This is a genomic window from Reella acinonychis (genome assembly GCF_052828705.1).
The window spans coordinates 1,237,565-1,262,168 of the sequence record NZ_CM128256.1 but is presented as its reverse complement, the minus strand read 5'-3'; the positions used below and the strand labels follow the sequence as shown (position 1 = coordinate 1,262,168).

At 39.0% G+C, this 24,604-nt stretch carries 16 protein-coding genes and 1 riboswitch; of the genes, 10 read left to right on the top strand and 6 right to left on the bottom strand.

Features of this window, described 5'->3' with window-relative positions; all coding sequences use genetic code 11:
- The first annotated feature begins 44 nt into the window (after nt 1-44).
- Together secF and ACUXZ4_RS06345 are read left to right on the top strand one after the other, a co-directional pair.
- Nucleotides 45-938, top strand: coding sequence for a protein translocase subunit SecF (gene secF / locus ACUXZ4_RS06350; protein WP_464974002.1), 894 nt, complete (start codon nt 45-47; stop codon nt 936-938).
- 247 nt (nt 939-1,185) lie between these two features.
- Complete coding sequence (locus tag ACUXZ4_RS06345) at nt 1,186-2,643, top strand: DASS family sodium-coupled anion symporter (RefSeq protein ID WP_464972385.1); 1,458 nt, start codon at nt 1,186-1,188, stop codon at nt 2,641-2,643.
- An 85-nt stretch (nt 2,644-2,728) separates the two neighbouring features.
- Here ACUXZ4_RS06345 and thiP read toward each other — a convergent pair whose 3' ends face one another.
- From thiP to fdhD, 5 genes are all read right to left on the bottom strand, one after another.
- Entirely contained in the window at nt 2,729-4,357 is a 1,629-nt protein-coding gene (thiP, locus tag ACUXZ4_RS06340; protein WP_464972384.1) for a thiamine/thiamine pyrophosphate ABC transporter permease ThiP, read from the bottom strand.
- Entirely contained in the window at nt 4,333-5,334 is a 1,002-nt protein-coding gene (thiB, locus tag ACUXZ4_RS06335) for a thiamine ABC transporter substrate binding subunit (protein WP_464972383.1), read from the bottom strand. Before thiB ends, thiP begins: the two co-directional genes overlap by 25 nt.
- A 54-nt stretch (nt 5,335-5,388) precedes the next feature.
- Nucleotides 5,389-5,485: riboswitch (TPP riboswitch) on the bottom strand.
- 40 nt (nt 5,486-5,525) lie between these two features.
- Nucleotides 5,526-6,407 (bottom strand): EamA family transporter RarD, encoded by an 882-nt coding sequence (gene rarD / locus ACUXZ4_RS06330; protein ID WP_464972382.1) that lies wholly within the window; start codon nt 6,405-6,407, stop codon nt 5,526-5,528.
- A 4-nt stretch (nt 6,408-6,411) separates the two neighbouring features.
- On the bottom strand, nt 6,412-8,592 hold the full coding sequence (gene uvrD / locus ACUXZ4_RS06325) for a DNA helicase II (protein WP_464974001.1): 2,181 nt from the start codon (nt 8,590-8,592) through the stop codon (nt 6,412-6,414).
- A gap of 86 nt (nt 8,593-8,678) precedes the next feature.
- On the bottom strand, nt 8,679-9,524 hold the full coding sequence (fdhD, locus tag ACUXZ4_RS06320) for a formate dehydrogenase accessory sulfurtransferase FdhD (protein WP_464972381.1): 846 nt from the start codon (nt 9,522-9,524) through the stop codon (nt 8,679-8,681).
- 177 nt (nt 9,525-9,701) lie between these two features.
- Here fdhD and fdnG point away from each other — a divergent pair, with 177 nt between their 5' ends.
- The 4 genes from fdnG (at nt 9,702) to fdhE (ending at nt 15,337) form a co-directional block, all read left to right on the top strand.
- Nucleotides 9,702-12,767: a formate dehydrogenase-N subunit alpha gene (fdnG, locus tag ACUXZ4_RS06315; RefSeq protein WP_464972380.1), complete on the top strand. Its 3,066-nt coding sequence runs from the start codon at nt 9,702-9,704 to the stop codon at nt 12,765-12,767.
- Nucleotide 12,768: 1 nt separating this feature from the next.
- Nucleotides 12,769-13,683 carry a formate dehydrogenase subunit beta gene (fdxH, locus tag ACUXZ4_RS06310; RefSeq protein WP_464972379.1) on the top strand — a complete coding sequence of 305 codons (915 nt, stop codon included), beginning with the start codon at nt 12,769-12,771 and terminating at the stop codon, nt 13,681-13,683.
- Nucleotides 13,683-14,372, top strand: coding sequence for a formate dehydrogenase subunit gamma (locus ACUXZ4_RS06305; RefSeq protein WP_464972378.1), 690 nt, complete (start codon nt 13,683-13,685; stop codon nt 14,370-14,372). The genes fdxH and ACUXZ4_RS06305 overlap by 1 nt, the downstream gene beginning before the upstream one ends.
- A 65-nt stretch (nt 14,373-14,437) precedes the next feature.
- A complete protein-coding gene (gene fdhE, locus ACUXZ4_RS06300; protein WP_464972377.1) occupies nt 14,438-15,337 on the top strand; it encodes a formate dehydrogenase accessory protein FdhE in 900 nt (299 codons plus the stop codon).
- A gap of 146 nt (nt 15,338-15,483) precedes the next feature.
- On the opposite strand, the gene ACUXZ4_RS06295 is transcribed toward fdhE, so the two are convergent.
- On the bottom strand, nt 15,484-17,577 hold the full coding sequence (locus ACUXZ4_RS06295) for an autotransporter outer membrane beta-barrel domain-containing protein (RefSeq protein WP_464972376.1): 2,094 nt from the start codon (nt 17,575-17,577) through the stop codon (nt 15,484-15,486).
- Nucleotides 17,578-18,002: 425 nt separating this feature from the next.
- Between ACUXZ4_RS06295 and ydiJ the strand changes: the two genes are divergently transcribed.
- The 4 genes from ydiJ to prlC are packed head-to-tail and all read left to right on the top strand — an operon-like array spanning nt 18,003 to nt 24,593.
- Nucleotides 18,003-21,092 (top strand): D-2-hydroxyglutarate dehydrogenase YdiJ, encoded by a 3,090-nt coding sequence (gene ydiJ / locus ACUXZ4_RS06290; RefSeq protein ID WP_464972375.1) that lies wholly within the window; start codon nt 18,003-18,005, stop codon nt 21,090-21,092.
- 23 nt (nt 21,093-21,115) lie between these two features.
- Nucleotides 21,116-21,544 (top strand): hotdog fold thioesterase, encoded by a 429-nt coding sequence (locus tag ACUXZ4_RS06285; RefSeq protein WP_464972374.1) that lies wholly within the window; start codon nt 21,116-21,118, stop codon nt 21,542-21,544.
- The gene (gene hemH, locus ACUXZ4_RS06280) at nt 21,537-22,508 is read left to right on the top strand and encodes a ferrochelatase (protein WP_464972373.1); all 972 of its coding nucleotides are present in this window, start codon (nt 21,537-21,539) and stop codon (nt 22,506-22,508) included. The genes ACUXZ4_RS06285 and hemH overlap by 8 nt, the downstream gene beginning before the upstream one ends.
- A 48-nt stretch (nt 22,509-22,556) precedes the next feature.
- The gene (prlC, locus tag ACUXZ4_RS06275; protein WP_464972372.1) at nt 22,557-24,593 is read left to right on the top strand and encodes an oligopeptidase A; all 2,037 of its coding nucleotides are present in this window, start codon (nt 22,557-22,559) and stop codon (nt 24,591-24,593) included.
- Nucleotides 24,594-24,604: the final 11 nt, after the last annotated feature.

The following is a 24,604-nucleotide window of genomic DNA, read 5'->3' as shown; positions in this document are numbered from 1 at the left end:
ATGAATACCAAGGTGTTTCCTTGCCATTCCCATTAATTCGCTTTATGAGATACCGTAAATTCGGTTACATTTTCTCATTATTGATAACCAGTTTCTTCCTGTTTACTATTTTTACAAAAGGGTTTAACTGGGGGCTTGATTTTACTGGTGGTATGGTGGTTGATACCCATTTTTCACAAGCAGTAAATCTTGACAATATTCGCTCAAGCTTAGTGGAAAATAATATTACTGGTGCATTAGTGCAAACATCAGGCTCAACAAGTGATGTTATTATTCGCTTGCCGACGTCTACAAGTGATGCACAAATGAGCAGTAAAATTAAAGAAATTATGACCGCACTTGATCCTAATATTCAAATCAGAGCGGTTGAATTTGTAGGTCCAAATGTAGGGGAAGAACTGACTCAAGGAGCTACTTATGCGATGTTAGCAACCCTTGTGATGCTACTTGCGTATATTGGGATGCGGTTTGAAGTGCGCTTAGGCGCAGGTGGTATTTTAGCACTCGCCCACGACGTGATCGTTACATTAGGTATTTTCTCTTTCCTACAAATCGAAATGGATCTGAGCTTCGTTGCTGCGATTCTGACGGTTGTGGGTTACTCGCTCAATGATAGTATCGTTGTATTTGACCGCGTACGTGAAAACTTCCGTAAAATTCGCCGTATGAGTAGTGAAGAAATCATTGATATTTCTTTAACGCAAACCTTAGCGAGAACAATGATTACTTCGGTAACCACGTTATTCGTGGTATTCGCCTTGCTCTTTTTCGGTGGTCCAACAATTTATAGCTTCTCATTAGCCTTATTAATTGGTATTGGATTTGGTACCTATTCATCGATTTTCGTTGCGATTGCAGTTGCATTTGATCTCGGCTTAAAACGTGAACATATGCAAATCAAAATTAATGAAAAAGAAGATTGGGAAGAAGGTTTCTAAATACACAAAACACAAAAAACGCCACAATAAAATGTGGCGTTTTTTATTGAAAAATTTGAACAAAGTGCGGTGAATTTCCTTCTATTTTATATATCATTTAAATAATATCGTTTCAGTATTAAATAACACTTACTAACTCATTAGTGGTATGCTAGAATCGATACTCGAATGATGGTATTTTATACATAACCTCATTTGGCGGGGATATCATCAAGATATCCCTTTTTTATTTTGTTGGAGGGAATATATGATGGCTCAAGCAAAAAATCATATTGAAGTAAAACTCGGATTTAAGTGGCAAGGTTTACTCATCGCCATTTTAGTGGGATTGGCGATTTGGTTTTGCCCAACTCCTGAAAATTTATCACCTAAAGCATGGGGAATGTTAGCTTTATTCGTTGCAACCATTGTTGCAATTATTGCGAAAGCGATGCCTATGGGGGCTGCTACTCTCGTCGCTTTAGTGGTAAGTGGTTTAACGGGATTAACACCACTTTCAGCCAAACAAGGCGATGTTGGTATGCTTTCAGGCTTTGCCAATGGTACTATCTGGTTAATTGGTATTGCCATGTTTTTATCACGTGCCGTCATAAAAACAGGCTTAGGGAAACGCATTGCACTCTATTTCGTAGCTCGTTTTGGTAAAAAAATGATGGGTGTTGCCTATGGTATCGCCTTAGCCGATGTAATTATCGGACCTGGTATTCCGTCAGCATCTGCTCGTGGGGGCGGTATTATGTACCCTATCATGCAATCCATTGCTGATGCTTACGATTCAAAACCTGGCCCAACGGCTCGCCGCGCAGGTGCATTTTTAGCAATCGCTGTATCACAAATTGATACCATAGTTTGTACTATGTTCTTAACCGCTATGGCAGGAAACCCGCTTATTGCCGAACTAGCCAAAGGGCAAGGCGTTAATATTTCTTGGATGACTTGGTTCTTAGGTGCCATTGTTCCAGGTATTGTGAGTTTAATTGTCTTGCCTTATTTTGTGTATCTGATTTATCCACCAGAACTCAAAAACACGCCAAAAATGGCAGAAATGGCAAAAGAAGAACTCAAAAATATGGGACCTATGAGTAAAGCAGAAATCATCCTTGCTTTAGATTTCGTTTTACTTTTATTCCTTTGGACTGTTGGTGATCTTGTTTTCCATATTCCAGCTACAGTTTCTGCCTTTATTGGCTTAGTCATTTTATTATTTACTAATATCATGACGTGGAAAAACATTGTCGAAGAAACAACCGCTTGGGATACTATGTTCTGGTTTGCTGTATTAGTTATGATGGCAAATGCATTGAATAAATACGGTGCAATTGCGTGGGTGTCAAACCATATCGCAAATTCAGTAGGAACATTTAGCTGGCCTATTGCATTCTCTATTTTGGTACTGGTTTATTTTTATACCCGTTACTTCTTCGCCTCTGCTATGGCGCATATTTCAGCGATGTATTTAGCCTTCTTGGCAGCTGCTATCGCAGTAGGGACACCACCAATTATTGCGGCAATTGGTCTAGGTTATACTTCTACGTTATCAATGAGCTTAACACAATATGCTGGCGGTCCAGGGCCTGCATTATATGGTTCAGGTTACAACAGCACTGGGCAATGGTGGGGAGTAAGCTTCGCAGCTTCAATTGTCTCACTCATTATTTGGTTTGGTGTTGGCGGTATTTGGATGAAAATGTTAGGTTGGTGGTAATTCCATCTCCCAATAATCAACAAGGCAAAGTTTAATCACTTTGCCTTTATTTTTGCTTAAAAGTGCGGTGGATTTTCTGCTATTTTTATTCGTTATGTTTATGCTTTTCTAACCAGTAGAATAATCCCAAACAACTTAATAATAAAATCAGTGCTGTAACTGCACTTTCATCACCACGATAGCTGCCTAATTGTTGATAAAGCAAATAAGGCAGTGAACTAAAGTCTTGATTACCAAATAATGCGATCGCCGTAAAATCGCCCAGAGACAGACAACAAGCAAGTGCAAAAGCATATTTCATTGGTGCCGATAAACTGTGCCATTCAATTAATTTGAAACGTTGCCACCCCGTAATGCCTAATGACTGACAAAGTTTTTCATAATGGCTCAGATTATATTTCATTGGGCTTGCGAGAATACGAATTACAAAAGGCAATGCCATCACAGAATTACAAAAGATCAGTAAAATAAAGAGATGAATTCGGGTAAAGTCCCATTCTCTTAACCATAAGAACAGTCCCATAGCGAGCAATAACATTGGAATCGCTAAAATTGCCAAACTAAAATGGATCATTCCATCAGAAAATCGTTGAAATCCTAACCAATATAATCGTCTTGACGCTAGCAATAATGATATTGCCATAACAACAGATGCCAGCGCGGATAAAGGAGCGATACTCATTGAATAAGTGACTGCTTTCCATAACGCGACTTGTTTCCATGCAGTCAAAATCGCCTCAGATGAAACCGCACTAATCACAATATTCATTAAGGGTAAAAGTAAAAATAAGCTCGTGATGAATATCAATGTAATCTGCCAGTATTGTACCCATTTTGATTGGTGCGCAACCCAATAGCTACGTTGGCTTAGTTGTGTTTCTGCTGTTGGGCTAAACCAACTGCTTAATAAAAATAATAGGATACAAAAAACAAATTGTAATAATGCAAATTGCACCGCTTTGGGTAAATCAAAATCAAATATGATCGCTTGATAAATAGCGACTTCTAATGTGGTGTACTTAGGTCCACCGCCCAATACAAGTACAATAGCGAAACTGGTAAAACACAGCATAAAAATCATAATAAATACGGGCAATATTTGTTGTTTTAAATAGGGAAGTTCAATCCAACGAATAAATTGCCAACCGCGTAAATTGATCTGTGCTGCAAGCTGATGTTGTTGATAAGGAATTGATTGATATGCTTGCAAAAACAATCGGGTTGCTAAAGGAATATTAAAAAATAAATGCGCAATCAGAATCCCTGTCAAACCATAGATAGAAGGCGTCCAACTAAAAGCGAATTGTTTACTTAATCCGCCTAACCAACCAGATGCACCATAAACACCAAGGATACCGAAAATAGCAACGAGTGAAGGTAATACAAAGGTCAATGAAAATAATCTGAGTAAGACACTTTTGCCCTTAAAACTTTGATAGAAAAAAGCGCGGGCAAATAGTAATCCAATAATCAGAGATAACAAAGCTGATAATGAGGCTTGAGTTAAGCTAAAAGAGATAACTTGATAAATATAAGGATCTTGCCATACACCTTGCAAAACGTTGTCGCCAACTTGCCAAACCGCGCGCAAGCTAGAAAAATAAACAGACAATAAAATAGATAAAACGATCAAGGCAGCAATATAATGCTGCCAAGATAAACGCGGTAAATTTTGTTTAACGGCAATCTTTATTGACTTAAAATCGATTGCCATGCCGATGTCCATTGCTTAATGTTTTGCTCTGTTACTTTTTCTGTATTCAGGCTTTTCACCTTAAACTGTTGTTGTTTTAATGCATCAAAATGTGGCTCTACTTCTGTTGCAATCACAGAAAGCATGACATTTTTCTGACTAATCTCTTTTTGTGCTGCTGGTGATAGGACAAATTGGATAAATTGATCCGCACATGGATTATCATGCCTTGCAATTTTCGCCATAGTATCCACTTGATACAAAGCTCCTTCACTAAAATCAGTGGCAACATATTGATCAGTTTTATCATTAAGCACATGGTAAATTGGCGAAGTATTGTGACTAAATACTAGATCTGATTCACCTTTGAGGAATACACCGTAAGTTTCGCTCCAACCTTTACCCACTGTTACCGTATGTTTCGCTAAGTTTTTCCAAGCTTGTTCAATTTTATCTGCGGGATAAACCACATTCATCCAAGCTAATAAACCACGCCCCATACTGCTAGTACGAGGATCTTGATAAATGATGCGCAAGTCCTGACGCTCAACTAATTCTTGCAAACTTTTTGGTGGATTTTTCAATTTGTTCTTATCATAAATAAAGGCAAATTGACCAAACTCATAAGGAACAAAAGTTTGATCTTGCCAATCAAATGGTAGTGAAAGTGCGGTTAAATCTACTGATGTTTTTGCAAATAATCCTGTTTTTTGTGCAGCTTCCATTTGGAAATTATCCAACCCTAACACAACGTCCGCTTTGGTTTTCTTTCCTTCTAAACGAAGACGATTTAATAAAGTATTTCGGCTATCGAACACTTGATAATTCACTGAACATTGTGGGAATTGTTTTTCAAACAATTGTTTCACTTCTCCACCCGGTCCCCATTCAGAACCAAAAAACTCTTCAGAATACACATTGACAGTGGTGCTATTAGCAAGTACAGAAGTGGAAAATAAAGAAAGTGCGGTGATAAAACCATATGTTTTGTTAGACATAAAAAATCCTCTAATCAAAAATTAAAGGAATTTAAGTGCGGTCAAATTTTGTTAAAGTTGACGTTTCTCAAATCCCTACGCTGATATTAATCGGTTCAGGTTCAACGGGTATTTTCTCAGCCAATGAATATTAGCACCCCGATGAGAACGGTTTAGTGTAAGTGTTTTTGCCCAAACTTAGCAATAAAAATCTATACCTTAATTCGTCTTTTAGGTAAATTCGCAATACCATCCCAAACTAAAAGCGCAACGGCAATAAGTAAACAGATCATTAAAAGGTAAGAATCGCTTTGTAAGCTTTCACCAATTAAGAAAGAAACACATAACATGAAAAAAGGTTCAAAATATCCTAATAATCCCAATAAATTAATAGGTAAACATTGGCTTGATAAAATATATAACCCCAGTGCTAAACCACCTACAGCACCAAGCAACGCAAGCCAGAGATAGATATGAGGATTTTGACTTTGAATCCAAACCATATCCGTTTGGGAAGCAAAATAAATTGAAGCGGGTACCAGTAACAACATTTCAAAAATAAAACTGGATAAATGCAGCACATTAAAATATTTTCTTACAGCAAAATAGACGGGATAGCCAATACAAACCAAGCCCGTTTCCCAAGAGAAAACGCCCGTCAAAATCACTTTACTTAGCACGCCGATAGCTGCAAATAAAACCGAATAAGTCTTTATTTTAGACATCCGTTCTTTATAGAAAAAACGCCCAATTAATACCATAATTAAAGGCATTAATAGATAACCAATTGAAACCTCAATGGCTCGATTATGTACAGGCGCCCATACAAATAACCACATTTGCACACCCATAGTGGCACTTGTAAAAAGCAGAACAATAAATAAGCGCGGTTGATTTTTTACTTGGATTAAAAATTGAAAAAAGGCTTTGTGCTGTTTCAAGCTGTAAAGTAGCACAGCTAGAAAAGGTAAGGTCACTAACGTTCGCCAGCCAAATAACATTTCGCCTTCCAGCGGTTGTAGCACCGTAGAAAGAAAATACACAATGCCGAACAATAAAGAGGCAATGATAGAAAACGAAATCCCTTTAATCATATATTTATAACCGTTCTAATTTTGCTAAATGCGCAATAAGCCACTTAATGCCTTGACCTTGGAAGGCGATTTGTAATCTAGTGTTGTTATCCGCACCTTCGACATTAATAATGGTGCCTTGGCCAAATTTCTCGTGGCGCACTTTTTGTCCTGCTTTCCAACCACTATTTTCGTCCACAAAAACTCGGCTAGAATTCACCGCACTTTGATTGTAGGCGCGGGTTACTGTACCACGTAAACGCACCGCTTGGATACATTCATCAGGCAATTCACTAATAAAACGCGAAGGGATATGGCGTTCTTCTTTACCATATAAACGGCGGCTTTCAGCATAACAAATAGTTAATTTTTGTTTTGCTCGTGTAATGCCCACATAAGCCAAACGACGTTCTTCTTCTAAGCGCCCTGGTTCCTCTAAGGATAAGAAACTCGGGAAAATGCCCTCTTCAACTCCTACCATAAAAACACGAGGAAACTCTAACCCTTTCGCTGAATGTAAGGTCATCATCTGAACACTTGCTTGATGCGGATTGGCTTGTTCTTCGCCCGCTTCCAATGACGCGTGCGTCAGAAATGCAGTTAAATCAGACATATCTTCCGCATCATCAGGTTTAATAAATTCTCTCGCTGCAGACACTAATTCAGCTAAGTTCTCAATACGTACTTCGCCTTTTTCGCCCTTTTCTTGCTCATACATTTGATATAAACCAGAATGTTTAATCACAAAATCGGTTTGCTCAAATAATGGCATATCCATACTATCTTGGGCTAATGAATTGATTAATTCCACAAAACGTAATAACGCGGTGGCTGCTCGCCCTGCTAACATATTCTCTTGCATCGCAATTTGCGTGGCTTGCCACAGAGTGACTTCTCGCTCTCTGGTCAGTTGACGTAAGGTATCTAAAGTGCGGTCACCAATTCCTCTGGTTGGTGTGTTAATCACACGTTCAAACGCAGCGTCATCATGTCGATTATTAACTAAACGTAAATAGGCCAAAGCGTCTTTAATTTCTTGGCGTTCGAAGAATCGCATTCCACCATAAATGCGATAGGGAATTTGCGCGCGAATTAATGCTTCTTCTAGCACACGAGATTGGCTATTGCTACGATAAAGCACTGCACAATCATCTAATTTACCACCATCTTCTAACCAAATTTTAATTTGCGATGATACAAATAAGGCTTCGTCTAATTCATTAAATGCCGCGTAAATTCCCACAGGATCACCCTTATCGCCATCCGTCCATAAATCTTTACCTAAACGGTTGTCATTATTAGCAATCAGCTCATTTGCAGCTTGTAAAATATTGCCTGTGGAGCGGTAATTTTGCTCTAAACGAATAGTTTGAGCTTGATGGAAATCATCTAAAAAATGCTGAATATTTTCAATTTGTGCACCACGCCAACCATAAATTGACTGGTCATCATCGCCTACAATCATCACATTTGTGTTCTGACCGGCTAATAATTTGATCCAAGCATATTGAATTTTGTTGGTGTCTTGAAACTCATCCACCAGAATTTGACGAAAACGGCGTTGATAGTTTTGTAAAATGATGGGTTTGGTTAAAAAGAGCTCATAAGCTCTCAATAGAATTTCAGCAAAATCCACTAAACCTGAACGATCGCAAGTATCTTGATAAATTTGATAAATTCGAACCCACTCTTTCTCTTGCCGATCATTCATATGATCAATTTGATGAGGTCGCAATCCTTCATCTTTTTTCTGATTGATATACCAACAAGCTTGTTTAGGCGGAAATATTTTTTCATCGTAATGATGTAACTTCAATAAGCGTTTAATTAAACGCAATTGATCTTCACTGTCTAAAATTTGGAAATCTTGCGGTAAATTTACATCAGCATAATGAGCTCGTAATAAGCGATGAGCAATGCTGTGGAAAGTGCCGACCCACATACCAAACAAACTATGTTGTGAATATTGCGCAAGGGTTGATTGAATACGATGACGCATTTCAGCCGCAGCTTTATTGGTAAAAGTGACCGCCATAATACCACCTTCCGAAATCCCTTCTACTGCTATGAGCCACGCAATACGATGAGTAAGCACACGCGTTTTTCCAGAACCCGCGCCAGCCAGTACCAAATAATTGCCTAAAGGTGCTGCCACCGCTTCACGTTGCTTGTCATTTAATCCATCAAGAAGTTGCGAAATATCCATCATCTATTATTTATCATTACTATCTGTTTATATTTACAGTGCATTATAGAGAAAACTTATAAAAAAACAACCGCAGTTTTATCTACTTATTCGTTGGGATTGTCCCAAATTAAACGCTGTTCGCCATGATAAACCGTTGCTCGCCCTTCTCGCACAAAACCTAATAAGGTTAAATCAACCTCTTCCGCCATGTTTACCGCAAGCTCTGTTGCTCCTGAAATAGCCGCCAGAAGCTCAACACCACAGGTTGCGGCTTTCTGCACCATTTCGTAACTCGCTCGGCTAGTGACCAAAATAAAGCCCTGCGGTTTATTTGATTTCGCTTGCCAACCTAATAATTTATCCAAAGCAACATGGCGTCCCACATCTTCGCGAATAGCTAATAAATCGCCTTGAATATTAAAAAAGGCTGCGGCATGCGTTGAACCTGTTTGCTGACCTAATGTTTGAACTTGATACAATTTATTTAAACAGCTATCTAACAAATGCAAATTGAGCTGTAAAGTGCGGTCTAATTTGGGTAACTTTTTCGTGACTTGTTCTAATTGTTCCGAACCGCAAATCCCACACCCTGTTCTGCCTGTTAAAGTGCGGCGTAGTTCTTTTAAACGAACAAAACAACGGGTTGCCAACTCGATCTGCACTTCAATGCCATTGCAGGTTTCCACAATATCGATACCATAAATATCCGACGGTTTATCAATAATGCCTTCGGTTAAAGAGAATCCATAAGCAAAATCCGCTAGATCAGTTGGAGTGCACATCATGACCGTATGAGAAATACCGTTATAAACTAAAGCAACAGGCACTTCTTTAGCCAGAAAGTCCTCTTTCTCCTTTAAAACCGCGGATAAGTGAAAATCATTATCAATATGTTGATTATTTGTTAATTTTTTGAAAAATTTAATTGTTCTTTTTGTAATCTGTGTCAAAATATACCTCATTGCTAAAAAATGGTTATAGATTTCATACGCTAACATAAGGTATGCTACTCACAATTTCTGTGCCCTGTTTATTTTAGGGACAGAAAAACCATTACGCAAATAATTCTACTAAACTTATTTAACGAATCTTTCCACCCTACTTCCAATTTTGGATAAGGATTATCTATGCAGATCACAAGACGTAAGTTCTTTAAGGTCTGTGCAGGTGGTATGGCGGGGACATCTGTTGCAGCATTAGGTATGTTACCTACCGCTGCATTAGCCGCACCTCGAGAATACAAACTATTACGCACTCGTGAAACGCGTAACACCTGTACATACTGTGCTGTTGGCTGTGGTATGTTGCTATACAGCCTAGGCGATGGCGCAATGAATTCCAAAGGCAAACTCATTCACATTGAAGGGGACCCAGATCACCCAGTAAGTAGAGGGGCATTATGTCCTAAAGGCGCAGGCGCATTAGATTATGTAAATAGCGACCGCCGCGTTAAATATCCTGAAGTCAGAGAACCTGGCTCAAAAGAATGGAAACGCATTTCTTGGCATGAAGCAATTGAACGTATTGCTCGCCATGTAAAAGACGACCGAGATGCTAACTTTGTTGAGAAAAATGAAAAAGGCGAAACTGTCAATCGTTGGATGACAACGGGTTTTCTAGCCGGCTCAGCTTGTAGTAATGAAACCGGTATATTAACCCAAAAATTTGTGCGTTCTCTCGGTATCGTCTTTACCGACAACCAAGCGAGTATCTGACACGGACCAACGGTAGCAAGTCTTGCTCCATCATTTGGTCGCGGTGCGATGACAAACCACTGGGTTGATATTAAAAACTCTGATTTAGTAATTGTAATGGGCGGTAACGCTGCGGAAGCACACCCTGTTGGTTTCCGTTGGGCGATTGAAGCCAAAAAACAAAACGGTGCGAAGTTAATGGTGGTGGACCCACGCTTTAACCGCTCTGCAGCTGTGGCAGATATTTATATGCCTCTGCGTCCCGGCACTGATATTGCTTTCTTATCTGGCGTTATTCGTTATTTATTGAAAAACGATAAAATTCAACACGAATACGTTAAGCACTACACCAATGCGGCATTCTTAGTAAATGAAAACTTCAAATTTGAAGATGGTTTATTCACTGGTTATGACGAAGCCACTCGCAAATATGATCGTTCAACTTGGTCATATCAATTCGATGCGGAAGGTAACGCCAAACGTGATTTAACCTTACAAGATCCTCGTTGTGTCATTAATTTATTACGTGAACACGTTGAACGCTATACACCTGAAATGGTAGAACGTATTACGGGTACATCACAAAAAGATTTCCAAATTTTCTGTGAAGAAATTGCCAAAACCTCTGCACCAGATAAAGCAGCAACATTCTTGTACGCTTTAGGTTGGACGCAACATACAGTTGGCGCCCAGAACATTCGTACCATGGCAATGATTCAATTACTACTTGGTAACATTGGGGTATCCGGTGGTGGTGTAAACGCTTTACGTGGTCACTCAAATGTACAGGGTATTACAGACTTAGGTTTATTCCCTGCTCGTTTACCAGCTTATTTACCTCTACCAGGCGAAGCTGATAGTTCTTTAGAAAAATTGTTGAAACGTATCACACCAAAAACAATGCTTAAAGATCAGGTCAACTACTGGAAGAACACGCCTAAATTTATGGTAAGTATGTTGAAATCATTCTATGGTGATAAAGCAACGCCTGAAAATGAATTTGGCTACCATTATTTACCAAAATTACCATTAGGTGGCACTGATCATTTCCGTTACATGGAAGATATGTATCAGGGCAAAGTCAATGGTTTCTTCTGCCAAGGTATGAACCCTATTGCTTCTTATGCAAATTCACAAAAAATGATCAAAGCATTAAGCAAGTTAAAATTCCTAGTTATCTGTGATCCATTGATTACTGATACATCAGAATTTTGGAAAAATTACGGTGAATACAATGATGTGAATCCTGAAGAGATCCAAACTGAAGTTTTCCGCTTACCAACAACTTGTTTCGTAGAAGAAGATGGTTCAATTGCTAACTCTGGACGTTGGTTACAATGGCACTGGAAAGGTGCTGAACCACCAGCAGAAGCAAAAACAGATGGGGAAATTCTTTCTGAATTACGTGCTGAACTTATCCATCTTTACCATAAAGAAGGCGGTAAAGCACCATTAGAACCACTTGAAGCGATGTCTTGGGATTATGCAAATCCACTTGAGCCAAAACCAGAAGAAGTGGCAAAAGAAAATAATGGTTATGCCCTAGCAGATCTGAAAGATGAGAATGGCAATATCATCCTGAAAAAAGGTCAGTTACTTTCAAGCTTTGCTCAAATGCGTGATGATGGTACCACTTCAGGTGCTTGCTGGATTTATACAGGTCAATGGACTGAGCAAGGTAACCAAATGGCGAACCGCGATAATTCAGATCCATCAAACTTAGGAAATACATTAGGTTGGGGCTTTGCATGGCCGTCAAACCGCCGTATTCTTTATAACCGCGCAAGTGCTGACTTAGCAGGTAATCCATTTAACCCTAAACGTCAATTAGTGAAATGGAATGGTAAAAACTGGAACTATGTGGATATCGCTGACTATGGTACAGCACCACCAAATAGCCCTGTATTACCATTTATTATGCAACCTGAAGGTGTTAGTGGTTTATTCGTACGTGAACGTATGGTTGATGGGCCATTCCCAGAGCATTACGAACCAATGGAAAGCCCAATTGGTACAAACCCACTGCATCCAAATGTAGTATCTAGCCCAGTGGCACGTATCCTAGATAATGATAAAGCAGATTTAGGTACTAATGATGAGTTCCCTTATGTAGGTACAACTTATCGCTTAACAGAGCATTTCCACTATTGGACAAAAAATGCGTTACTCAATGTAATTGCTCAACCAGAACAATTCGTTGAAATTAGCGAAGATCTTGCGGCTGAAAAAGGCATTAAACAAGGCGATACAGTAAAAGTGTCTTCAAAACGTGGCTATATCAAGGCTGTGGCTGTTGTCACAAAACGTATTCGCACCTTAGTCGCTGATGGCAAACCAATTCACACAGTGGGTATTCCAATTCACTGGGGCTTTGCAGCCACAACTGGAGCGAAAAAAGGTTTCTTTGCCAATAACTTAGCGGTGCGTACAGGTGATGCTAATACTCAAACACCTGAGTCAAAATGTATGTTAGTTAATATTGAAAAAGTGGGGGCATAATATGGGTGTAGTTCAATCTCAAAACATTATTAAGGCCTCTGCAACTTCAAGCCTAACTCCACCACCACAAGCGCGCGATCACCAAGTTGAAGTCGCTAAATTGATCGATGTAACAACCTGTATTGGTTGTAAAGCTTGTCAAGTTGGTTGTTCTGAATGGAATGATTTACGTTCAGAGCCAGAAGCTTGCGTTGGTGTTTATGACAACCCAATCGATCTTAATGCAAAAGCATGGACTGTGATGAAGTTCAACGAAGTGGAAGAAAACGACCGCTTAGAATGGCTGATTCGTAAAGATGGTTGTATGCACTGTGCAGAACCGGGCTGCTTAAAAGCCTGCCCTGCACCAGGCGCAATTATCCAATATGCGAACGGTATTGTGGATTTCCAATCCGATAAATGTATTGGCTGTGGTTATTGTATCGCAGGTTGTCCTTTCAACATTCCACGCATGAATGAAGAAGATCACCGCGTTTATAAATGTACACTTTGTGTAGATCGTGTTGCAGTTGGTCAAGAGCCTGCTTGCGTGAAAACCTGTCCAACAGGTGCAATCCGTTTTGGTAGCAAAGAAGAAATGCTCGACTACGGTGAAAAACGCGTGGCAGATCTGAAATCTCGTGGCTATAAAAATGCGGGTATTTATAATCCTGAAGGTGTGGGCGGTACGCATGTAATGTATGTGTTACATCATGCAGATAAACCTGAACTTTATTCTGGTTTACCAAAAGATCCTAAGATTGATCTCGGCGTCCAAATTTGGAAGGATATCTTAAAACCAGTCGCTGCGGTTGCAATGGGTGGCTTGGCATTAGCTGAAATTGGTCACTACCTCGTTGTTGGTCCAAACAATGAAGAAGATGTTGAGGATCACAGCGAAAAATTTGAGCAAGAAGATAAGGAAGGGGGCAAATAATGAGTCACTCAGAAAAATTGACTGAAATCACGAATGATACCAAAATCATTCGTCATAAAACCCCTTCACGTTTAAGCCATTGGTTGTTGGTAATTTGCTTTTTTACCACCGCACTTTCAGGGATCGCATTCTTTTTCCCTGACTTTGCTTGGCTAACGGAAATCTTAGGTACGCCTCAAATCGCACGTGCAGTACACCCATTTACAGGGATAATCATGTTTGTTGCGTTCTGGATTTTAGTGGTGATTTACTGGCGCCATAATATTCCAGAAAAAAACGATCTTCGCTGGCTTAAAAACGTGGGCGAAGTCCTAAAAGGTAACGAACATGCGGTTGCTTACAACGGCAAATATAACTTAGGGCAGAAAATGTTATTCTGGACATTGATTCTCGCAATGATCACCCTATTAGTAACGGGTATCATTATGTGGCGTCAATATTTCAGTCACTACTTCCCTATCCCTGTTCTTCGCATTGCGATTTTACTTCACTCTGCAAGTGCATTTGCCTTGTTCACTGGTATTATGGTGCATATGTACATGGCATTTTGGGTCAAAGGCTCAATTCGCGGCATGGTTGAAGGTTGGGTAACTGTTCGTTGGGCGAAAAAACACCATCCTAAATGGTACAATGAAGACGTGTTGCCTCAATTAGAAAAAGAAATTGAAGCGAACAAAAACGCCAAATGATAACAATCAACTAATCAAAAAGTGCGGTAAAATCTACCACACTTTTTTACAACAGATGTAGAACTATGAGTATTCGAATTCTTCCTGAAAACGAGATTAGACAAGCGGCACATTCTTTCCAACAACCTGCGCTGCTTTTTGCTAATCCTAAAAATCTTTATCAACGCCGAGCCAAACGCCTACGGGAATTAGCTCAGCAACATCCTTTTGCAGATTATCTGAATTTTGCCGCACAACTTGTGGACGCACAATTACTCATTCTGCAAGAAAATCCCTTACCAAAACAAACATTGTCCACTGCGGAAACCTTGCCATTAAACATCAAAACATGGCAACGTGATACAAAATGGCGTGAATATTTAACCGCACTTTTAGCGGAAATGAAGCCTCATGCCAATGAACAAATTTTGGCAACGATTGACTGGTTAGAAAAAGCATCCCATGATGAACTTGAACAATTAGCGGATAAATTACTGGCACAAGATTATGCCAATGTATCCAGCGATAAAGCCATTTTCATTTGGGCCGCATTATCGTTATATTGGTTACAACTGAGCCAACAGATTTCACATAATGCTAATATGGAAAGTAACGATGGCTTACATCATTGCCCAATTTGTGCATCTGCACCAGTAGCAAGTGTAGTGCATTTTGGTTCAGCACAAGGACTGCGTTATTTGCATTGTTCCTTATGTGAAAGTGAATGGAATGTTGTACGTGCAAAATGCTCTAACTGTGATCAATCAAAAGAACTTAACTATTGGTCGATTGATAATCAAGCAGCAGCCGTTAAAACCGAAAGCTGTGGCGATTGCCATAGTTACTTAAAAATTCTCTATCAAGAGAAAGATCCACAGGTTGAAGCAGTAGCTGATGATCTAGCAAGTCTTTTCTTAGATATTGAAATGGAAGAAAAAGGCTTTGCTCGCAGTGGACTGAACCCATTCATATTCCCCGCTGAATAAATAATAAAAAAGCAAGGATTTTATTTAATAAAGCGCGGTCAAAAATAAGAAAAATTTGACCACGCTTTTTTAGTTTATCGTTTCTTAAGTACAACAAAAAAGCACCTTTCGGTGCTTTTCATTAAAATAAATAACCTAACAAGTTATTAGAATTGGCCTGTTAAATTCAAACTTACATCCCAGCGTACTGGTCCATGGTTCACTTTGGTGACTTTTGGCATTAACTCAAGACGGAAGTTCTGGTTAAGTTTGTATTCAACACCTGTCGCAAATGAAATTGACGTTTTGGGCATGGTTTTGCTGTGGGTCATTTCACCTAAATATTGGTTGTAGGCTTTCATTTCTGGGTGTTTTTGCTTGAATGCTGTTTCCACTTCTAATGCCGCTAACCAATTAAGTTTCTCTGTGACCGCTTTTTTCACATTTAAACCTGCAAATACGCTGATATCTTTGTAGCTTGCTTTACCATAGCTGATTGGGAAAGCAATATCTGTTTCATTGTAGGCATTTTGTGCTAAGCGGCTGTGGCGTACACCTGCATTCCAACCTAATGCAAATTCTTTACCTTGGTAGTTTTGACCTAAGGTTAATGACAGCATTAAGCCTTTAAAGCGTGTTTTGCCATGACCTAATTCTGTACCCGCTAACATTGGACGGTCTACGTTCATTTTATAGTTGCTGAAGCTTAACGCTGGGCGAATATAAAATTCGGTAGTGTCGTTGTATTTATTTTTCCATTGTGCGTGCACGCTTGCGCCGTAGTTGTTTTTGTTACGGTGATAGCCATCTGTCCATTTTGCATAAACTGTATGATCTAATACAAAACCTGCTGACCAGTTTTCAGTGAAGTTATAGGCACCACTTACGCCAACTTTCACTTCTCTCGCATTTTGACGACCTGCTAAATTTGAACGTGCTGATACGCAATAGCTGCCTGCTTGTTCGTTTTCAATATCACAACCGTTTAATAAACTGCGTAAACCATAATATTGGTTTTCAAACATGTTTAAAGTGCTTGCTGCACGTTTCGCTACGCTTTCACGGGTTTTCGCCGCATCAATTGCAACAGTATCAAAATCATTTTTTGGTTGTTCAGGCTCAACTTGAGGTGCTACTTGAGGCTCTATTTGTGGTTCTTCTTTTTTAATTAATTTCCATAATGTGACGGCATATTTACCTTCTGCGTTAGTCGATAAACCAGTCATCACTTCACCATCATCAGACATCGCATATACAATACCTTGATCTGTATCTTTTTGACCTAAAGTACCTAAATCTTTAGTTTCTGACCAATCTTTGCCAAACCAAATTACAGGACGATATTCCCTACGGAAATCATTACCTCCCTCAAGTTGAGGACCAGCAATTGAACCGCCTAACACCGAACCATCTTTATTTGCTACTTGTAATATAACTACACTATTAGGATCTGTTTTACCATTTAATGTTTTGCTAACAACCGTTTTTTTCTCATAATCAGGTCCTGAATACACAATATCGTGATTCATAATCACATTACCATCAGGGCTAACTTTAGCAAGTTCACCACTCACTAAACCAGAAATCCCATCTGCATATACGCCATCTTTAAAAAAGATAAGTTCTTTCTTTTTACTATAATTCTCGCCATAATACACTGTTGGGTTACCAAACTTAGTTAATAGCACTGAGCCATCATGGTTACGCCCAACAATTGGAGCGAATTTGCCTATAAATTTTTCTTTAACCACTTTATGATCAATAGGGGTTCTCAACTGAATGGCATTATCATTTCCAATACCATAGAGTAAGCCACTTGGTGTAACGCCTAATAAGGTATAATTCTCTGTCTCAGGGACTTTATGCTCAATCCATTTATCCCCTTCACGCACAGTATAAGTATTAAAATAATGAACAACAATAGAACCATCATAACTGAGCGTTGGCACACCGTTATCTACATCCCCTGAAATAATGTGTTTTTTACTAAAATCATCGCCAAAAAATATTCTTGAGGCAGTTTCCTGAGCACCAGAAAAATCTGCCGCAAACAACACAAGCACTTTTCCATCACCACTCATTATTGTATTTTGTTCTAACACACTTCCATTATCTGCATTAAGAATATGAGCAAACTCACTACCGATCTCAGTACGTGAGATTTCCTCTGGTGTTTTGGCAGTGGTTAATGAGCTAGCATAAACCGCCCCTGTTGCTAATGTAGAGGCAATCACTATTGCCAATTTTGTTTTTGAAAACATATTATGTGTTCCTTATAAGATTAAATATTAAATGAGAATATTACTGAAATATCCTTTGTTGACTTAATAACATTTGTTAAACAATTAAGTTTCATTGATAAAGCTCATCAACCCAAACTATACTGAGATTTGATTTACTTTAAACGGGCGAAATTGTACAAAAAAAAACAACTCGACTACTAATTAATCATCTTTTTGTAAAAAAATGAGTAAATTTATCAAAATTGAACGGGAAAATGATTGATTTAATCAAGTGCGGTAAAATAAATGCTATTTTACTAAGTTCTGACTACGCAAACGATGAAATGAAGCCTGATGTTTTTTACTGGTCATGTTCCTTGCTTTTTTATTGAATAAATACTTTTTTAATTCAATTTTGTGATAAGATTTCAGGCAGTTTTGACTTTAATAGGCAGAGAAATTTTATGCTACCTCGTTTAAAAGATGTGCCCCAACTTAATCCTGTTGTGGCAGATTATTTACAAGATCTACAACAACAATCTTTTGAAGGCGATATTGCTTCAAATTATGCCGATCGTCTCAGTCTTGCCACTGATAACAGTGTTTATCAATTACTTCCGCAGGCTATTTTATTTCCTAAATCCGTTGCTGATGTGGTACGTCTTACTAAATTAGCACAACGCGAAGCATACCAATCTTTAACTTTCACGCCGCGTGGCGGGGGTACTGGCACAAACGGGCAATCTCTGAATAATAATATTATCGTTGATTTGTCACGCCATATGACTGGCATTTTAGAACTCAATGTCGAACAACGTTGGGTAAGAGTACAAGCTGGTGTCGTAAAAGATCAACTGAATCAATATCTCAAACCTTACGGATTGTTTTTTGCGCCCGAACTTTCTACCAGTAACCGAGCAACCATTGGAGGCATGATTAATACAGATGCTTCGGGGCAAGGCTCATTACAATATGGCAAAACATCCGATCATGTGCTTGGCTTAAAAAGCGTATTAATCAACGGGGAAATTTTAGATACAAGTGCGGTGAAAACAGTGCAATTTTTACAGAATTTACCTGATAATCTTTCTGCCCATGGAAGACAATTACATGAAGAAATATTCAATCGTTGCCAACAAAAACGTCAATCGATTCTCAATGATCTGCCGCAATTAAACCGTTTTCTAACAGGCTATGATCTTAAAAATGTCTTTAATGATGATGAAAGTGCCTTTAATTTAACCCGAATTTTAACGGGCTCCGAAGGTTCCCTCGCCTTTATATGCGAAGCGGTGTTAGATTTAACCCCAATTCCGCAATATCGCACCTTAATTAATATTAAATACAGTTCCTTCAATGCTGCATTACGCAATGCGCCTTTTATGGTTGCAGCCAATGCGCTATCTGTTGAAACTGTAGATAGCAAAGTGTTAGGTTTAGCGAAAGAAGATATTATTTGGCATTCCGTCAATGATTTATTAACTGAAGAACCTGAAAATCCAATTTTAGGTTTAAATATTGTGGAATATGCAGGCAATAACCAAGCAAAAATTCACGCACAAGTCACCGCACTTTGTCAGCAATTAGACCAAAAAATAGCACAGAAACAGGATAACATTATTGGTTATCAAGTCACTTCAGACCTTGCTTCTATTGAACGTATTTACGCGATGCGTAAAAAAGCGGTGGGATTATTAGGTAATGCAAAAGGTTGGGCAAAACCTATTGCCTTTGTTGAAGATACCTGCGTGCCACCAGAGCAATTAGCGGATTACATCTTAGAATTTCGTGCTTTATTAGATAGCTACAATTTACAGTATGGCATGTTTGGACATGTTGACGCTGGTGTCTTGCATGTTCGTCCAGCCCTTGATTTGACGGATGTTGAGCAAGTAAAACTATTTAAACAAATCTCCGATCAAGTTGCCGATCTCACATTAAAATATGGCGGTTTAATTTGGGGTGAACATGGTAAAGGCATGCGTTCACAATATGGGGAAAAATTCTTTACCCCAGAACTTTGGCAAGAATTACGCTATGTGAAGTTCCTCTTTGATCCACATAATCGCCTCAACCCAGGCAAAATTTGCACACCACTTAATTGCGAAGATGAGCTCTACTCTGTTGCTGCAACCACAATGCGTGCAGATTACGATCGCCAAATTCCGATTCAAATACGAGAAGAATTTTCTGGCGCAATGAATTGTAATGGTAATGGACTTTGCTTTAATTTTGATGTGTATAGCACCATGTGTCCTTCGATGAAGGTTAGCCGAAACCGTTTACTTTCGCCAAAAGGTCGCGCTGCTATGGTGCGTGAATGGTTACATTTAATGGCAAAAGAACAGGTTCAACCTGAGCAATTAAAATTTAAACAAAGCAACATAAAACTCAGTGAGTTTGTTCAAAAAATCAAAAACACATTGAAAAAAGACAAAGAATACGATTTTTCTCATGAAGTGAAATCGGCAATGGATACTTGCTTAGCCTGTAAAGCCTGTGCAAGTCAATGCCCAATTAAAATTGACGTGGCAAGTTTCCGTTCAAAATTCTTTTACTTTTATCATCAACGCTATGCACGCCCAGCAAAAGATTATGTGGTGGCGAATTTAGAAGTTGCAGCGCCTTATATGGCGAAAGCACCTCGTTTTTTCAATTTCTTTACCAAAGCAAAACTGGTACAAAGTGCGGTGGAAAAAACTTTAGGAATGGTGGATTTACCTCTACTTTCCCAACCTAATTTACAACAGCAATTAGTGCAAATTGGTTATAGAGATAAACCGCTCGAGCAATTAGAATCGCTATCTGCGCAAGAAAAAACCAATATGTTGTTTATTGTGCAAGATCCTTATACTTCTTATTACGATGCTAAAGTGGTAGCTGATTTTGTTGAGTTATGCCAAAAATTAGGTTATCAACCGATTGTGCTACCCTTCAAACCAAATGGGAAAGCACAACATATTAAAGGCTTCCTCAATCAATTTGCGCAAACTGCTCGCAATCAGTCCGCATTTTTGAATCGAGTGGCAGATTTAGGGATTCCATTAGTTGGGGTCGATCCAGCCATTGTTTTGTCTTATCGTGATGAATATAAAGAAGTTTTAGAACATGAACGTGGCGATTTCCAAGTCTTAACATCGCACGAATGGTTAAGCGCTCAGCTGAATACTGAAGTATTCAAAAGTGCGGTGCAAAATCGTGAAATTTCTGACCGCACTTTAGCTGCAGAAAGTTGGCATCTATTCCCACATTGTACTGAAGCGACTGCAATGCCAACCAGTCCAAAAATATGGCAACAAATTTTTGCTGCTTTTGGAGAAGAACTACAAATTCATACGGTGGGCTGCTGCGGTATGGCTGGTGTCTTTGGTCATGATTTAAATAATCAAGAGATGTCAAAACAAATCTATGATATTTCTTGGCAAAAGAAATTACAGGGAAAAAATCCACAACGTTGTTTAGTCACTGGCTATTCTTGTCGCAGCCAAGTAAAACGATTTGAACAATTTACCGCCTTGCACCCAGTGCAAGCATTATTAACACTTTTTAAATAACGATTAACATTAAGGAAAGTAAAATGGCGATTTGGAAACGCGAATTTAGCTTACAAGACCTCAATGAAGGCTGTAAGCATTGCGCGATAGAATATCTTGGCATTGAATTTATTGCCAAAGGCGATGATTGGCTTGAAGCAAAAATGCCTGTTAATGAAAAAACAATGCAACCTGTAGGCATTTTGCATGGTGGTGTGTCAGCGGCACTAGCAGAAACCGTCGGATCATTAGCAGGTTATTGTTGCACCGAAGAAGGCAAAATCGTGGTAGGAGCTGAAATCAACGCTAGCCACTTGCGTCCTGCTAAAAAAGGGGGCTTTGTTATTGGTAAAGCTTATCCAATCAAAATTGGACGCACACTTCAAGTATGGCAAATTGACATTCGTGATCAAGAAGATAAACTATGCTGCACTTCACGTTTAACACTTTCGGTAATAGATCATAATGAATAAAAAAATTGGTATTTTATTAGCCAATCTGGGCACACCAGATGCACCAACTCCAGAAGCCATTAAGCCTTATTTGCGTCAATTTTTGACAGATCCTCGCGTTGTGGATCTGCCTAAATGGCGCTGGTGGCCATTACTTAACTTTATTATTCTTCCACCTCGTTCAAAACGAGTTGCAAAGAATTACCAATCGGTGTGGACAGAACAAGGCTCGCCTCTCTTAGCAACCACCAAGCAGCAGCAAGAAAAATTACAGGCTTATTTTGCACAACATCATGCTGATTTAGATATTGAAGTGGAAATTGGCATGAGTTATGGCAATCCTTCCATTCAAAGTGCGGTGCAAAAATTAACAGATTTGAATGTGGAAAAAATCGTTGTGTTACCACTGTACCCACAATACAGTAGTACAACTACTGCTTCCGTTTTTGATGCCTTTGCTGATGCATTGAAAAAACAGCGCCATATTGTGCCTTTTGACTTTATTCATTCTTATCATTTAGATGAAAACTATATTTCAGCTTTAGTGCGTTCCATCAAAGCGAAAATGCAAGAAGATGAGTTTTTACTGTTCTCTTATCATGGTATTCCATTAAGTTATGAACAAAAAGGCGATTATTATCGTGAGCATTGTCGTCAAACCACCATTGCAGTTGTTGATCAACTCGGTTTGAAAGAAACGCAATGGCAAATGACCTTCCAATCACGTTTTGGAAAAGAAGAATGGTTACAGCCTTATACGGATGAATTTATGCAAAATGCAGCAAAAAATGGCATTGAAAAAATTGCTGTTGTTTGTCCGGGATTTTCTGTGGATTGTTTAGAAACCATTGAAGAAATTGATGAAGAAAATCGTGAATATTTCTTAGAACATGGTGGCAAAACCTTCCAATATATTCCGGCATTAAATGCAGATGATGACCATATTGCAATGATGGCAAATCTTATTCTTACTAAAATCAACTAATAAATAACAAACGGAGCAATGTTTTCATTGCTCCCCATAAGGATATTTATGACAAACCCATTATTAGAAAATAATACATTACCTCCTTTCTCAAAAATTGAACCTCAACATATTCAACCTGCGGTAGAGAAATTAATCCAAGATTGTCGTGATGTGACAGAACAACTATTAAAGCAACCTGAGCCTAGTTGGCAAAACTTTTACTTGCCATTAGCAGAAGTGAATGATCGTTTAAGTAAAGCTTGGTCGCCAATTGGTCATTTAAATGCGGTGAAAAATAGCCCTGAATTACGCGAAGCCTATCAAGCGTGTTTGCCGTTATTATCGGAATATGGCACTTGGGTTGGGCAACACCAAGGACTATATAATGCTTATCTCGCATTAAAACAAAGCCCAGAATATGAACATTACGATGTGGCGCAAAAAAAAGCCATTGAAAATAGCCTGCGTGATTTTGAGCTCTCTGGTATTTCCTTACCAGCAGAACAACAAAAACGTTATGGCGAAATTGCTGCTCGTTTATCCGAATTAAGCTCGCAATTCAGCAATAATGTGCTTGACGCTACAATGGGCTGGGAAAAAATTATTACCGATGAATCACAATTAGCAGGCTTACCAGAAAGTGCATTACAAGCTGCTAAACAATCGGCTGAAAGCAAAGGTATGACAGGCTATCGTTTTACCTTGGAATTCCCAAGCTATTTACCTGTAATGACTTATTGCGAAAATGCTGAATTACGCGAAGAAATGTACCGCGCTTTTGTCACTAGAGCCTCAGATCAAGGCCCAAATGCAGGTAAATGGGATAACTCAGAAATCATGGGTGAAATTCTTGATTTACGCGTGGAATTGGCTCAACTGCTTGGATTTGAACGCTATACCGATCGTTCACTTGCCACCAAAATGGCAGAAAATCCACAACAGGTTTTAGATTTCCTTGAAGATCTAGCAAAACGTTCTAAGGATCAGGCAAAAAAAGAACTTTGTGATCTGAAAAAATTTGTGCAGCAAGATCAAGAATATATTTATTTACAACCTTGGGATATTTCGTTTTATAGTGAAAAGCAAAAACAAGCCCTCTATTCGATTAATGATGAAGAATTACGCCCGTATTTCCCAGAAAATCGTGTTCTTTCAGGATTATTTGAATTGATCAAACGTATTTTTAACATTAATGCGGTAGAACGCTTTGATGTTGACACCTATCACAAAGATGTTCGCTTCTTTGATTTGGTGGATGAACAACATCAAGTGCGTGGTAGTTTCTATTTAGATTTATATGCTCGTGAAAATAAACGTGGCGGTGCTTGGATGGATGATTGCGTTGGTCGCAGACGTTTAGCTGATGGTTCAATTCAAAAGCCCGTTGCCTATTTAACCTGTAACTTCAATGCACCTGTGGGCGACAAACCTGCATTATTCACACATGATGAAGTCACTACCTTATTCCATGAATTTGGGCATGGTATTCATCATATGCTCACACAAATTGACGTGGGTGATGTGGCAGGTATTAACGGCGTGCCATGGGACGCGGTGGAATTACCAAGCCAATTCTTAGAAAACTGGTGCTGGGAAGAAGAAGCACTCGCCTTTATTTCAGGACATTATGAAACTGGAGAACCGCTACCAAAAGAAAAATTAACTCAATTAATCAAAGCGAAAAACTTCCAAGCGGCAATGTTTGTTCTCCGCCAATTAGAATTTGGTTTATTTGATTTCCGTTTACATCATCAATATCAAATTGGTCAAACCAATCAAATTTTGGATACATTAAACCAAGTAAAACAAGATGTCTCTGTTATCAAAGGCGTTGATTGGGCAAGAACACCACATAGTTTTAGCCATATTTTCGCTGGTGGTTATGCAGCCGGTTATTACAGCTATCTCTGGGCAGAAGTGCTATCTGCAGATGCCTATTCACGCTTTGAAGAAGAAGGTATTTTTAATCCAGTAACAGGTAAATCCTTCCTAGATGAAATTCTGTCTCGTGGTGGTTCTGAAGAACCAATGGCATTATTTGAGCGTTTCCGCGGTCGCAAACCAACATTAGATGCGCTATTACGTCATAAAGGGATTGAATAAACTTTATGGAT

Excerpts from the sequence above, each read along its gene's own strand:
- fdxH (WP_464972379.1), top strand. The coding sequence starts at position 12,769 with ATGGGTGTAGTTCAATCTCAAAACATTATTAAGGCCTCTGCAACTTCA.
- fdhE (WP_464972377.1), top strand. The coding sequence starts at position 14,438 with ATGAGTATTCGAATTCTTCCTGAAAACGAGATTAGACAAGCGGCACAT.
- uvrD (WP_464974001.1), bottom strand. The coding sequence starts at position 8,592 with ATGGATATTTCGCAACTTCTTGATGGATTAAATGACAAGCAACGTGAA.
- thiP (WP_464972384.1), bottom strand. The coding sequence starts at position 4,357 with ATGGCAATCGATTTTAAGTCAATAAAGATTGCCGTTAAACAAAATTTA.
- prlC (WP_464972372.1), top strand. The coding sequence starts at position 22,557 with ATGACAAACCCATTATTAGAAAATAATACATTACCTCCTTTCTCAAAA.
- ACUXZ4_RS06295 (WP_464972376.1), bottom strand. The coding sequence starts at position 17,577 with ATGTTTTCAAAAACAAAATTGGCAATAGTGATTGCCTCTACATTAGCA.
- rarD (WP_464972382.1), bottom strand. The coding sequence starts at position 6,407 with ATGATTAAAGGGATTTCGTTTTCTATCATTGCCTCTTTATTGTTCGGC.
- ACUXZ4_RS06345 (WP_464972385.1), top strand. The coding sequence starts at position 1,186 with ATGATGGCTCAAGCAAAAAATCATATTGAAGTAAAACTCGGATTTAAG.
- ydiJ (WP_464972375.1), top strand. The coding sequence starts at position 18,003 with ATGCTACCTCGTTTAAAAGATGTGCCCCAACTTAATCCTGTTGTGGCA.
- secF (WP_464974002.1), top strand. The coding sequence starts at position 45 with ATGAGATACCGTAAATTCGGTTACATTTTCTCATTATTGATAACCAGT.
- ACUXZ4_RS06285 (WP_464972374.1), top strand. The coding sequence starts at position 21,116 with ATGGCGATTTGGAAACGCGAATTTAGCTTACAAGACCTCAATGAAGGC.
- hemH (WP_464972373.1), top strand. The coding sequence starts at position 21,537 with ATGAATAAAAAAATTGGTATTTTATTAGCCAATCTGGGCACACCAGAT.
- thiB (WP_464972383.1), bottom strand. The coding sequence starts at position 5,334 with ATGTCTAACAAAACATATGGTTTTATCACCGCACTTTCTTTATTTTCC.
- ACUXZ4_RS06305 (WP_464972378.1), top strand. The coding sequence starts at position 13,683 with ATGAGTCACTCAGAAAAATTGACTGAAATCACGAATGATACCAAAATC.